Source organism: Streptomyces sp. RG80, from assembly GCF_040446465.1.
In the GTDB taxonomy this organism is placed as follows: Bacteria; Actinomycetota; Actinomycetes; order Streptomycetales; family Streptomycetaceae; genus Streptomyces.
The window spans coordinates 157910-169686 of the sequence record NZ_JBEAAJ010000008.1 but is presented as its reverse complement, the minus strand read 5'-3'; the positions used below and the strand labels follow the sequence as shown (position 1 = coordinate 169686).

Genomic DNA, 11777 nt, shown 5'->3' with positions numbered 1-11777 from the left:
GAGGCCCGGCTACTTCCGGCGGACGCCCGCTTCCTCGCTGTACTCGCCGAGTATGAGGACGTCGAACGCGGCACCGGCGAAGACGCGGATCGCGCGCAGGGCGTTGCCGAGTCGGTGGCCGGTGTGGTCGCCGGTGAGGGAGGTCGCTCCGGAAGGGCGACCGGGGGCTGGGGTGAAGGTCGCTGCACTCATGTCTCCATGGTGGCTCCGCAGGCATAAGGAGGGCATCGGTCCCAGGGCCCCACTTCCTCTGCTACCTGGGTACACCCCGAGGGTGGAGCCTCCCCCACCGGAGGGAGGGGTGATCCCCTAGGGGCCGGGCCATCGGGGCCGCCGAAATGCATTCGCGACCGCACCCCGCCCTCCCGTAAAATCCCGCTCTTGCCCGCCTCCCCTTCGGAGCGCCGCCGACCGGACGGAAACCGGTCGGCACCTCGCAGCAGCCACCCAGCCCGCAGCACCTTCGGAGGCACCCCCTTGTCCACGCCCGTCGACGACCCCCTCGGCCGCGAACGCTCCCACCTCGCCCGGTCCCGCGCCGCCCTGCGTGCCATGCGCGAGGACGTCGAGTCCCTGGACATCAGCGATGTGACCGCGAACTGGGTCAACGCCGAGGTCCTCGCCCGCCAGATCGACGAGCGCATCAAGGCGCTCGCCGACCTCAGCGAGACCCCGCTGTTCTTCGGCCGCCTCGACTACCTGCACGCACCCGGCGCCGACCAGGCCGAGGGCGCGGAGGGAGAGCGGTTCTACATCGGGCGGCGGCACGTCCACGACCACGACGGCGACCCGATGGTCATCGACTGGCGCGCGCCGGTCTCGCAGCCGTTCTACCGGGCGTCCAAGAAGGACCCGATGGACGTCGGCCTGCGCCGCCGCTTCGGGTACACCCGCGGCGACATCACGGCGTACGAGGACGAGCACCTCTCCGACCCGGCTGATCCGTCGGAGGCCACCACCAGCAAGCTCCTCCAGCAGGAGATCGAGCGGCCCCGCGTCGGCCCGATGCGGGACATCGTCGCCACGATCCAGCCCGAGCAGGACGAGATCGTACGGTCCGGGCTCGGCGGGACCGTGTGTGTGCAGGGAGGTCCGGGGACCGGGAAGACGGCGGTCGGTCTGCACCGGGTCGCCTATCTCCTCTACGCCCACCGCGAGCGGCTCGCCCGCACCGGCACCCTAGTCATCGGGCCGAACCGGTCCTTCCTGCACTACATCGAGCAAGTCCTCCCGGCGCTCGGCGAGTTGGCTGTCAAGCAGGCCACCGTCGACGACCTGGTCGCCCCGGGCGCGGAGGTGCGGGGCACCGACGACGCGGCCGCGGCGGTCGTCAAGGGCGACGCGAGGATGGCGGAGGTGCTCCGGCGTGCCGTCTACTCGCACGTGACGATGCCCACGGAACCGGTCGTCGTCGTGCGCGGGTCCCGGCGGTGGCGGGTCCCGGCGTACGAACTCGAGGGCATCGTCCGTGAGTTGCTGGACCGCGACATCCGCTACGGCGCCGCCCGCGAGGCCCTTCCGCAGCGCATCGCGCACGCCGTGCTGGTGCAGATGGAGCGCTCGGGCGAGGCCCCGGACGACCGGGTGCAGGACTCGGTGGCCCGCAACGCGGCGGTGAAGGCGGCCGTGAAGGAGATCTGGCCGCCGGTCGACCCCGCGAAGCTCGTCCTGCGCCTGCTCACGGACGCGGACTTCCTCGCCGTACACGCGGAAGGCGTCCTCGACGAGGACGAGCGGAAGACGATCCTGTGGGCCAAGCCCGTGCGTTCGGTGAAGTCGGCCAAGTGGTCTTCCGCGGACGCGGTGTTGATCGACGAGGCGACGGATGTCGTCGAGCGCACGCACTCGCTGGGCCATGTGGTGCTGGACGAGGCGCAGGATCTGTCGCCGATGCAGTACCGCGCGGTCGGCCGCCGCTGCTCGACCGGTTCGGCGACGGTCCTCGGCGACCTGGCGCAGGGCACCACGCCCTGGGCGACCCGGAGTTGGGACGAGGCCCTCGCCCACCTCGGCAAGTCCGACGGTGTGGTCGAGGAGCTGACGGCCGGTTTCCGCGTGCCCACGGACGTCATCACCTACGCCTCCCGGCTGCTCCCGCACATCGCGCCGGGGCTCACCCCGGTCGCCTCGGTGCGTGAGAACCCGGGGTTCTTCGACCTCCGCGAGGTCGGCGGTACGGGCGAAGTGGTCGCCGCGTGCGAGGAGTTGCTCGGCAACGAGGGGTCGACCGGGCTGATCGCGGCCGACGCCCGGATCCCGGCGCTGGCGTCGGCGCTGACGGCGGCGGGGATCGGGTTTCTGGCGCCCGGCGAGGAGACCACCGCCGAGACCCGGCTCACGCTGGTGCCGGCGTCGCTCGCGAAGGGTCTGGAGTACGACTATGTCGTGCTGGACGAGCCGCAGGCGGTGGTGGACGGGGAGCCGGACGAACGGACGGGCTTGCGGCGGTTGTACGTGGCGCTGACCCGGGCGGTGTCGGGGCTGATCGTCGCGCACGCGGCGCCGTTGCCGGCGCAGCTGGCCTAGGGCCTGTCGTCTGGATCAGCTCGGCGTCGCCCCGGAAGCACTGTTTCTCAAGGCCGACCTGATCCAAACGACAGGCCCTAGCCCCCTGGGCGGCTCCGCTCAGCCCGCGTCCAGGACGCGGCGCCACTCCTCCACGGCCGTGACCGAGACCGGAGCCGTCCAGCCTCCGGGCCTCGCGGCGCCCCCGATGTGGAAGGCGCCGATCCCCGCGGCCCGTAGCCGCGGTACGTGTTCGAGGGTCAGTCCGCCGCCGACCAGGATCTCCGGCTCGTATCCGGGCTCCCCGGCCCTTCCCGCTTCCGCGAGGAGGGTCGGGAGGCCCTCGTCCACGCCCGTCGCGGAACCGGCGGTCAGGTAGGTGTCCAGGCCCGGCAGGTCGGCGAGCTGCTTGCGCAACGCGTCCCGGTCGGCCGCGTGGTCGATGGCGCGGTGGAAGGTCCACCGGCACCCGTCGAGCTCCGCGACGATCCGCTCCACCGCGCCGAGGTCCACGCCGCCCTCCGGGTCGAGGAAGCCGAGCACGAACTCGTCCGCCCCGGCCGCCCGCAGCTCCCGGGCCACCCGCACCAGCCGCTCGGCGTCCCCGGCCGCGAAGCCGTCGGTGAGCCGCAGCATCACGCGCAGCGAGACGTCCACGGCGCCCCGGATCCCGGCGAAGGTCTCCACGGACGGGGTCAGGCCGTCGGCCGCCATGTCGGTGACCAGCTCCAGCCGGTCCGCGCCCCCGGCCTGAGCCGCGAGCGCGTCCTCGACATCGAGGGCGATCACCTCCAGGACTGCACGCTTGCTCATGGGACCCCATTCGTTGGCGGAGGACGGCGAGGAAATCGACGACTACAGGTCTAGTCCAATCTCCAGCCTACGCCCACCCCACCCGAAGATCACCAGAACCCACGCCTCACCCGAAGATCACCAGCTCCCCCGCCTCCGCCCCCGCCAGCTCGTACGTCCGCCCCGTCACCGGGCGCCCCGCGTACAGCCGTACGAGGGTGGCGGCGTCGCCGATGAAGCGGGCCGGGGTCCGCTCCCCCGACGCGGCGCCCAGCGTGAGCGGCTCGTCCCGGTCGTCCAGGTCGGCGTGGACCGGCAGGCGCCCCCGTTCCCGGGTGAGCCGGGCGAGGAGGGCGAGCGCGTGGGGCAGCCCGGGTCCGCCGTACGCGCCCGGCTCCCCGAGGACGTCCCGTACGTCTCCGGCGTGCACCCACTCGCCCAGCGCGATCCCGTCCAGCGCCCCGCCCGCCTTGGCGATCACCGGGCCCGCCTCGGTCATCCCGCGCTCCAGCTCGTCGACGACCCGCGCGTTGCTCCAGTCGGCGCGCTCGGCGATGTCCCGGTCGTTGGACTCGGGCGAGAACACGCCCTCCTCGAACCGGCCCTCCACCACCCGCATCAGCGCGGACGAACAGTGCGCGAGCACGTCCCGGACCGTCCAGCCCGGACAGGCCCTGGTCGGCAGGGCGAAGTCGGCGTCGGGGCGGGAGCGCAGCAGCGGGATCAGTGCGTCCCGCTCGGTGGCGAGGAGGAGGCCGGGCAGGCCGGGGTCGCGTACCTCAGCAGAAGTCATGCCCCTCACGCTAGGGCGCGCGGGACAATCGGAACATGGCCGATCCCGATGCCCTGCGCGCCCGTTTCCGCCGGACCCTGGAAGGGGCCCGGGGCCCCAGCGGCCCCGATCCCGACCCCTACGCCGACAACCTCCTCACCCGCTGGCAGGAGCCGCAGCGCCGGTACCACACGCTCACGCATCTCACCGTGGTCCTCGACCACGTCGACGTACTGGAGAAGTACGCGGACGACCCGGACGTGGTCCGGCTGGCGGCCTGGTTCCACGACGCGGTGTACCTGCCCGACCGGTCGGAGAACGAGGAACGCTCCGCCCGCCTAGCCGAACGCGCCCTCCCCGAAGCCGGAGTCTCCGAGGCGAAGACCGCCGAGGTCGCCCGGCTCGTCCGGCTCACCGTCACCCACGATCCCGCCGAGGGCGACCGCGACGGCGAGGTGCTGTGCGACGCGGATCTCGCGATCCTGGCGGCGTCGCCGCAGACGTACGCCGCCTACACGGCCGCCGTCCGCGAGGAGTACGGCTTCGTGCCCAGCGACGCGTTCCGGGAGGGCCGGGCCGCGGTGCTGCGGCAGCTCCTGGAGTTGCCGCGGTTGTTCAGGACGCCGTACGGCCAGGCGGAGTGGGAGGCCACGGCCCGCTACAACCTCGCCGCCGAACTCGAAATACTTTCGCCCTGAGGGGTGCGGCGCCTTAGCCTGCCCGCATGGCAGACATGGGTGGGGAACGGGTGACAGAAGCCGTCGCGAGCGCGGTGGCACTGTTGCGGACGGCGGTGGACCGGGACTGGGCCGGTGTGCGGGCCGGTTGGCTGGAGTGGAGCTGCCGTGAGACGGCGACGCACATCGCGGAGGATCTGATCGCGTACGCGGGGCAGTTGGCGGGCCGGGCGCAGGACGACTACGTGCCCTTCGAGATCATCCTCGAAGAGGGCACCGACAACGCCGGGATCATCCAGGTCGTCGAGACGACCGGCGTCCTGCTCGCGACCACGCTCCGCACCACCCCCCGGCACGTCCGCGCCTTCCACCCCTACCCCTTCCGCAGCGCCGGCCGCGAGGGCTTCGCCGCGATGGGCATCGCCGAGGCGCTGCTGCACGCGCACGACATCGCGGAGGGCCTCGGCCTGCCGTACGAGCCGCCCGCGCACCTTCCCGAGTACGTGCTGACGCGGATCTTCCCGCACATCCAGCCCGGCGCCGACCCCTGGCGCACCCTGCTGTGGGCCACCGGCCGCGGTGACCTGCCCGGCCGCGCCCCGGTCACCGCGTGGCGCTGGAACAACAACCTCGTCCTGGACAGCGACCGGCTCACCCTGGAGGGCGTCTCACCCGCGGCCGCCGCCGACCTGGCCGCGGGCGGCTCGGGCGGCTTCGACTGGGTCGTGGGCGGGCCGTACCAGGGGACGCGGGAGGCGTCCGGGATGGTGCTGAAGGCGTACGAAGCGGGCGTGCACCGGCCGGAGTTCGGCCTGTTCGTGCTCGTCCGCCGGGAGGACGACCTCGCGGTGGGCGGCATGGGCTTCCACGGCGCGCCCGACGAGGAGGGCCGGGTGGAGATCGGCTACGACCTCGTGGAGGGCGTCCGCGGCCGGGGCTACGCCACGGAGGCGCTGCGCGCGCTGTCCGAGTGGGCGCTGGCGCGGGACGACGTACACACCCTCTTCGCGACGATCGACCGGGCGAACATCCCCTCCCAAGGGGTGGTCTCCCGGGTGGGGTTCACCAAGGCCAGCGAGGACGCGGAAGTGATCGCCTACGAACTCGGGCGCTGAGCCCGCCCCTTGGGCACACGCAGCCCCGACTCCGTCAGCAGCCGCACAACCTCGCGGCTGCTGACCTCCACGGCGCCGGCGGCCACCACCTCGGCGTAGCGGTGCGAGGGGATGTCGTAGTGGTCCCGCTCGAAGGCCCGGCGCGGCACGCCCAACCCGTCGGCGAACGCCTGTAGTTCGGCGTAGGAGACATCGCTCACCAGGTGGGACCACATACGGCCGTGCCCCGGCCACGCGGGCGGGTCGATGTATATGGTCACGAGGACGTCATCCCGCCGGTTGCCGAGCCCAGCGCGCCCACCGCGGCGACCTTCACGCCCGCCTTGTGGCAGACCCAGTGCGGGTCGGGCCCGAGTTCCGGCTCGACCTCGAGGGCGTGCGGATCACCCGCCCCGCACACCGGGCACAGCGGCCACCGCCCGTACCGCTCGAGGAGCGCGTCCTGTACGTCCTGGGCGACCAGCCCGGACACGAACCCGGCCCCCTCCGGCCACTGCTCCACCCACCAGCGGCGCTGTACGACGGACTCCTCCACGAGCGACACCACGTCCGCCTCGGCGACCTGGCCCGCGACGAGGTCGGCGAGCACCAGGGCGCGTGCCGCGTGCAACGCCTGCTCCAGAGGGCTGATGGGGAGGCCGGAGGGATTCATGCACCCATTGTGCGCACTCTTGACCACAACACCGAGCCGAAAATATCTTTCATATGTGACCCAGGAAGTGAAGGAAATTTTCGGCAGCGGCCCGGGAGGTGCGAGCACCGCCCCGCCGGCCCCCGCCGCCCTCGCCGCCAAGGTGCGCACCCTGGCGCCCTCGATGACCCGCTCCATGCAGCGCGTCGCCGAGGCCGTCGCCGGTGACCCCGCGGGCTGCGCGGCTCTCACGGTCACCGGCCTCGCCGAACTCACCGGCACCAGCGAGGCCACGGTCGTCCGCACCGCCCGCATCCTCGGCTACCCCGGATACCGCGACCTCCGCCTCGCCCTCGCCGGCCTCGCCGCCCAGCAGCAGTCCGGCCGGGCGCCCGCGATCACGACCGACATCGCGGTCGACGACCCCCTCGCCGACGTGGTGGCGAAACTCGCCTACGACGAGCAGCAGACCCTCGCCGACACCGCGGCCGGTCTGGACACGGTCCAGCTGGCCGCCGCGGTGACGGCGGCCGCGACCGCCCGCCGGATCGACGTCTACGGCGTCGGCGCGTCCGGCCTGGTCGCCCAGGACCTCGTCCAGAAGCTGTTGCGCATAGGCCTCATAGCCCACGCCCACCACGACCCCCACCTCGCCGTGACGAACGCGGTGCAGCTGCGGGCGGGCGACATGGCGATCGCGATCACGCACTCGGGCGCCACCGGCGATGTCATCGAGCCGCTGCGGGTCGCCTTCGAGCGCGGGGCGGCGACGGTGGCGATCACCGGACGCCCGGACAGCTCGGTCACGCAGTACGCCGACCACGTACTGACGACGTCCACGGCGCGGGAGAGTGAACTGCGGCCCGCGGCCATGTCGTCGCGGACGAGCCAGCTGCTGGTGGTGGACTGTCTGTTCGTGGGGGTGGCGCAACGGACGTACGAGACCGCGGCTCCCGCGCTCGCCGCGTCCTACGAGGCGTTGGCACATCGACACCGCGGCAAGCCCTGATCCGTAGACACGCCGGCCGTAGGTACGCCATCAGTTCAGTTCGCCACCGAAAGAGCCGCCCCCCATGACTTCCACCTCCAACCCCCGTGATCTGCGCTCCGAGTTGGAAACTCTGACCACCGAGGCCTTCCGTCCGGAGCTGGCCGAGATCGACCGGCTCCCGGTCCTGGACATCGCCCGGCTCATGAACGCGGAGGACGCCACCGTGGCCGCCGCGGTCGCCGCCGGACTGCCCGCCATCGCCGCCGCCATCGAGGACATCGCCGCCCGGATGAGCCGGGGCGGCCGACTGGTCTACGCCGGTGCCGGTACCGCCGGTCGCCTCGGCGTACTGGACGCCTCCGAGTGTCCGCCGACCTTCAACACCGACCCCGCGCAGGTCGTCGGCCTGATCGCGGGCGGCCCCGAGGCGATGGTCACCTCCGTCGAGGGCGCCGAGGACTCCAAGGAGCTGGCGCGGGCCGACCTCGACGCGCTCGGTCTGCGGCCCTCCGACACGGTGGTCGGCGTCTCCGCCTCCGGCCGCACCCCGTACGCGATCGGCGCCGTCGAACACGCCCGCGCCCGGGGCGCGTTGACGGTCGGCCTGTCCTGCAACGCGCACAGCGCGCTCGCCGCGGCGGCCGACCACGGCATCGAGATCGTCGTGGGACCGGAGCTGCTCACGGGGTCGACGCGCCTGAAGGCGGGCACGGCCCAGAAGCTGGTCCTCAACATGCTCTCGACGATCACGATGATCCGGCTGGGCAAGACGTACGGGAACCTCATGGTCGACGTACGCGCCTCCAACGACAAGCTGCGCGCCCGCTCCCGCCGTATCGTCGCGCTCGCCACGGGCGCGGCGGACGAGGAGATCGAGCGGGCCCTGGCGGCCACGGACGGCGAGGTGAAGAACGCGATCCTGGCGATCCTCACCGGCGTCGACGGCCCGACCGCCACCCGCCTTCTGGAGGAGTCCGGCGGTCATCTGCGTGCCGCGCTGGCGGCGGCGGGCGGCTGACCAGCACGCTCGGGGAGTGCCTACCTCCACCGACATGGCCGCCGCCCTCCTCCCCCTGGTCGGCGGCCCCGCGAACATCACCTCCGTCGCCCACTGCATGACCCGCCTCCGCCTGGGCCTGGCGGACCGCTCGCTCGTCGACGGCGAGGCCCTCAGAGCGCTCCCCGGCGTCCTGGGCGTGGTCGAGGACGACACGTCGTACCAGATCGTGCTGGGCCCGGGGGTGGTGGCGAGGGTGACGGCCGACTTCGAGGCGCTGCTACGGCAGCGGACCCTGAAGGAGGCGCAGAAAGCCCGCAACGCGACCCCGGTGAAGCTGGCGCTGCGGCGCGTGGCGAACGTCTTCGTGCCGCTGATCCCGGCACTGATCGGCTGCGGAATCCTGGCGGGCCTCAACGGCCTTCTCCTGAACCTGGGTTGGCTCCCCTCCCTCACCCCGGCCCTCGCCGCGATCGCCACCGCCTTCATGGCCCTGATCGCGGTCTTCGTCGGCCACAACACGGCGAAGGAGTTCGGCGGCACCCCGGTGCTGGGCGGCGCGGTGGCGGCCGTGGTCGTGTACCCCGGCGTGGCGAAGGTGACGGCGTTCGGCGTGACGCTCGCGCCCGGTCAGGGCGGGGTGCTGGGCGCGCTGGCGGCGGCGCTCCTCGGCACGTACGTGGAGAAGTACTGCCGCCGACGGCTGCCGGGCACCCTGGACGTCCTGCTCACCCCGACCCTGACGATCCTGGTCTCCGGCCTGGCCACGCTCTACGTCCTCATGTACACGGCCGGCGCGGTCTCCACGGCGATCGGCACGGGAGCGAACTGGCTGCTGACGACCACAGGCGCGTTCGCGGGCCTGGTCCTGGGCGGCCTGTTCCTCCCCCTGGTGATGCTGGGCCTCCACCAGGCCCTGATCCCGATCCACACCACCCTGATCGAACAACAGGGCTCGACGGCCCTCCTCCCCCTCCTCGCCATGGCGGGCGCGGGCCAGGTCGGCGCCTGTCTGGCGGTCTACGTCCGCCTGCGCCACGACGAGTCCCTGCGTACGACGATCAGATCGGCGCTCCCGGCGGGGTTGTTGGGCGTGGGCGAGCCGTTGATCTACGGGGTGTCACTGCCGTTGGGACGCCCGTTCCTGACGGCTTGCGTGGGCGGAGCGGCCGGGGGCGCCTTCGTCGGACTGTTCGCGATGCTCGGGGAACGGGTGGGAGCCACGGCCATCGGCCCGTCGGGGTGGGCGCTGTTCCCGCTGCTGGCGGGAGACGGGGGTCTGGGCGCGGCCGTGGCGATCTACGGGGGCGGGCTGGCGACGGGGTATGCGGTCGGCTTCGGGGCGACGTACGTCTTCGGGCTGCCCCGAGGCCGATAGACCTCGGGGACCCTTGAACCGCGGGCGCCGGGCGTCAGGTCACTTCTTCGGCCTGCTCCGGTGACCCGTCACCTTCGCGATCCAGCTGATGAAGTCGCCCGGGTCCTGGTCGGCGCCGTGGCCCGCGTCCCAGTAGTAGGAGGTGTTCACGTCGTCGCCGAGGGCGGTCAGGCGGGCGGAGAGGTTGCCGGCGACCGTGTGCGAGGTGTCGGAGTCCTTGGTGCCAAGGCGGATCCACCAGTGCTTGGCACGGCTGCCGTTGACCTTGTCGACCAGGTGGTACATCGGGTTCATCAGATGCAGCTTGGCCGGGATGTCCGCATCGAGGCGGGCACTGTCGCCGTTCGCGTGGCGGAGGCTGTAGAGGGTGAAGTGGCGGGCCCTGGTGGTGCCGGTGCCGAACAGGTTGGTCTCGGGACTGGCCATGGCGAAGTCGTCGAACGCCGGGGTGTTCTTCTTCCGCGCGCCGACATGGGTGAGGAAGTCGGCCCAGGTGAAGGTCGCCCTGCCGCCCGCCCAGGTGATGAACGGGTTGGCGGCGAGGTAGGCGGCACGGTCCGCGTCCGACAGCGCCGCGAGGTACTTCGTGGCCGACGGCTGCATGAACGTCTTCAGCAGGTAGTCGTCGACATTGCGGACGGTGAGCCGGCCGAAGCCCTTCGCGGAGAGCTTGAGGGAGGCGAGGTAGTCGCCGTAAGCCGCGCTCAGCGCGGTGGAGATCGTCCGGTCGACCTGCGCGCCGCTGCCCAGCGGATTGCTCCCCCAGCACCACTCGTACGCCATGTCGGCGTGTTCGAGGTCGGTGATCGGGCACCAGGCGCCGGTGGCGAAGATGGCGTCGGAGGCGGGCGCCGCGCCCAGCTCCGCGAGGTACGAGTCATACAACGGGCTGTCGCCGGACGCGCCGAGAAGCGAGGACAGGGCACCGCCTGCGCTGACACCGGAGGACACGATCCGGTTGACGTTCCCGGGTATGCGCCCCTTGTTGAACTTCACATACCGAACAGCCGCCTTGAGGTCGACGATCGCGGCGGGCGCGGTGCCGTAGTAGACACCGGCGGAGTCGACGAGGGTACGGCCACGGGCTCCGGGCTCGACGACGACGTACCCGGCGGCGAGGGCGAGCCCCTGCCGACTGGTGCCGCCGCCCATACCGGTGGCGGTGATGCCGGTCCTGCCCGACACGGACGACGGCATGTAACCGCCGACCGAGTTGGCGAAGAGGATGGGCGCGCCGGAGGCGTCCACGGCGGTGCCGTCGATGGAGACCGGAACGCTGACGTTGAGGGACTGATAGGTCGCGTCGACGGGGTTCGCGACGTACGAGGCGACCTTGTAGAAGCGGTAGACCACGTCGTGGGCGGTGCCCGCGGTGTCGGTGATGGCGATGGCCTGCTCGGTGTAGGCGGCCGGGTCGAAGACGAGCGAGTCGTCGGTGGCGGCCGTACGCGTCGCCGCCCGGGCGGTACCGGACGCGAGACCGACCGCCGCCGGTACCGCCGCGGCTGCGGTGAGTCCCTTGACCACTGTTCTGCGCTGCACGTCGTCTCCTGTTCGTCGCGGCTCGGTGAACCGGGTGGCCCCATGGAAGCAATCGTTCGCAATATTGTCAGCAATATTGCCCTAGATTCCTGAGGCTTTCAGAGACTTCTCAGCCAGCAGCACGGAGGCCAGCCGCTCGGCGGTACGGACATTGCAGCGGCCGAGCTCGACGAGGGCGAAGGGTTCGCCGGTGGCGGCGGTCACGGGATCCACGCACAGCGAGGGGAGAACGACCCCGGCGCCCACGAGGGCCTCCCTCAGGGCCTCGACGACTTCTTCGGTCGAACGCACACTTGCCTCCACTTTCACGCTGGGTTCGTAATTCGCAACACAGCGTGGCGGACAGGCCTCTAACCTGGCCATACGCGGCCACCCAA

General features: G+C 72.0%; 12 protein-coding genes and 1 pseudogene. 6 read left to right on the top strand and 7 right to left on the bottom strand.

The window, feature by feature from the left end:
* Window positions 1-9 precede the first annotated feature (9 nt).
* Complete coding sequence (locus ABKA17_RS27680) at window positions 10-192, bottom strand: hypothetical protein (RefSeq protein WP_353694964.1); 183 nt, start codon at window positions 190-192, stop codon at window positions 10-12.
* A gap of 285 nt (window positions 193-477) precedes the next feature.
* On the opposite strand from ABKA17_RS27680, the gene ABKA17_RS27675 reads away from it, so the two are divergent.
* Window positions 478-2526, top strand: coding sequence for a HelD family protein (locus ABKA17_RS27675; RefSeq protein WP_353694963.1), 2049 nt, complete (start codon window positions 478-480; stop codon window positions 2524-2526).
* 99 nt (window positions 2527-2625) lie between these two features.
* On the opposite strand, the gene ABKA17_RS27670 is transcribed toward ABKA17_RS27675, so the two are convergent.
* On the bottom strand, window positions 2626-3318 hold the full coding sequence (locus ABKA17_RS27670; protein WP_353694962.1) for a copper homeostasis protein CutC: 693 nt from the start codon (window positions 3316-3318) through the stop codon (window positions 2626-2628).
* Window positions 3319-3424: 106 nt separating this feature from the next.
* Window positions 3425-4090 carry a maleylpyruvate isomerase family mycothiol-dependent enzyme gene (locus tag ABKA17_RS27665; RefSeq protein ID WP_353694961.1) on the bottom strand — a complete coding sequence of 222 codons (666 nt, stop codon included), beginning with the start codon at window positions 4088-4090 and terminating at the stop codon, window positions 3425-3427.
* 35 nt (window positions 4091-4125) lie between these two features.
* Here ABKA17_RS27665 and ABKA17_RS27660 point away from each other — a divergent pair, with 35 nt between their 5' ends.
* Both ABKA17_RS27660 and ABKA17_RS27655 read left to right on the top strand, forming a co-directional pair.
* Window positions 4126-4767: an HD domain-containing protein gene (locus tag ABKA17_RS27660; protein WP_353694960.1), complete on the top strand. Its 642-nt coding sequence runs from the start codon at window positions 4126-4128 to the stop codon at window positions 4765-4767.
* A gap of 26 nt (window positions 4768-4793) precedes the next feature.
* Window positions 4794-5861 (top strand): GNAT family N-acetyltransferase, encoded by a 1068-nt coding sequence (locus ABKA17_RS27655; protein WP_353694959.1) that lies wholly within the window; start codon window positions 4794-4796, stop codon window positions 5859-5861.
* On the opposite strand, the gene ABKA17_RS27650 is transcribed toward ABKA17_RS27655, so the two are convergent.
* Window positions 5843-6121: a DUF4031 domain-containing protein gene (locus ABKA17_RS27650; protein ID WP_353694958.1), complete on the bottom strand. Its 279-nt coding sequence runs from the start codon at window positions 6119-6121 to the stop codon at window positions 5843-5845. The genes ABKA17_RS27655 and ABKA17_RS27650 overlap by 19 nt on opposite strands.
* Entirely contained in the window at window positions 6118-6513 is a 396-nt protein-coding gene (locus ABKA17_RS27645) for a DUF8819 family protein (protein ID WP_353694957.1), read from the bottom strand. Before ABKA17_RS27645 ends, ABKA17_RS27650 begins: the two co-directional genes overlap by 4 nt.
* Before the next feature lie 55 nt (window positions 6514-6568).
* Here ABKA17_RS27645 and ABKA17_RS27640 point away from each other — a divergent pair, with 55 nt between their 5' ends.
* From ABKA17_RS27640 to ABKA17_RS27630, 3 genes are all read left to right on the top strand, one after another.
* Entirely contained in the window at window positions 6569-7501 is a 933-nt protein-coding gene (locus ABKA17_RS27640) for a MurR/RpiR family transcriptional regulator (protein WP_353694956.1), read from the top strand.
* Between the two features lie 64 nt (window positions 7502-7565).
* Window positions 7566-8501 carry an N-acetylmuramic acid 6-phosphate etherase gene (gene murQ / locus ABKA17_RS27635; protein WP_353694955.1) on the top strand — a complete coding sequence of 312 codons (936 nt, stop codon included), beginning with the start codon at window positions 7566-7568 and terminating at the stop codon, window positions 8499-8501.
* 34 nt (window positions 8502-8535) lie between these two features.
* Entirely contained in the window at window positions 8536-9858 is a 1323-nt protein-coding gene (locus ABKA17_RS27630; protein ID WP_353695354.1) for a PTS transporter subunit EIIC, read from the top strand.
* A 39-nt stretch (window positions 9859-9897) separates the two neighbouring features.
* Here the strand turns inward: ABKA17_RS27630 and ABKA17_RS27625 are convergent, their stop codons facing one another.
* Window positions 9898-11400 carry a subtype B tannase gene (locus ABKA17_RS27625; protein WP_353694954.1) on the bottom strand — a complete coding sequence of 501 codons (1503 nt, stop codon included), beginning with the start codon at window positions 11398-11400 and terminating at the stop codon, window positions 9898-9900.
* 105 nt (window positions 11401-11505) lie between these two features.
* Window positions 11506-11691, bottom strand: a pseudogene (locus tag ABKA17_RS27620) (hypothetical protein); the annotation flags it as partial.
* Between the last annotated feature and the right edge of the window lie 86 nt (window positions 11692-11777).

Excerpts from the sequence above, each read along its gene's own strand:
- ABKA17_RS27630 (WP_353695354.1), top strand. The coding sequence starts at position 8,536 with ATGGCCGCCGCCCTCCTCCCCCTGGTCGGCGGCCCCGCGAACATCACC.
- ABKA17_RS27645 (WP_353694957.1), bottom strand. The coding sequence starts at position 6,513 with ATGAATCCCTCCGGCCTCCCCATCAGCCCTCTGGAGCAGGCGTTGCAC.
- ABKA17_RS27655 (WP_353694959.1), top strand. The coding sequence starts at position 4,794 with ATGGCAGACATGGGTGGGGAACGGGTGACAGAAGCCGTCGCGAGCGCG.
- ABKA17_RS27665 (WP_353694961.1), bottom strand. The coding sequence starts at position 4,090 with ATGACTTCTGCTGAGGTACGCGACCCCGGCCTGCCCGGCCTCCTCCTC.
- ABKA17_RS27680 (WP_353694964.1), bottom strand. The coding sequence starts at position 192 with ATGAGTGCAGCGACCTTCACCCCAGCCCCCGGTCGCCCTTCCGGAGCG.
- ABKA17_RS27670 (WP_353694962.1), bottom strand. The coding sequence starts at position 3,318 with ATGAGCAAGCGTGCAGTCCTGGAGGTGATCGCCCTCGATGTCGAGGAC.
- murQ (WP_353694955.1), top strand. The coding sequence starts at position 7,566 with ATGACTTCCACCTCCAACCCCCGTGATCTGCGCTCCGAGTTGGAAACT.
- ABKA17_RS27660 (WP_353694960.1), top strand. The coding sequence starts at position 4,126 with ATGGCCGATCCCGATGCCCTGCGCGCCCGTTTCCGCCGGACCCTGGAA.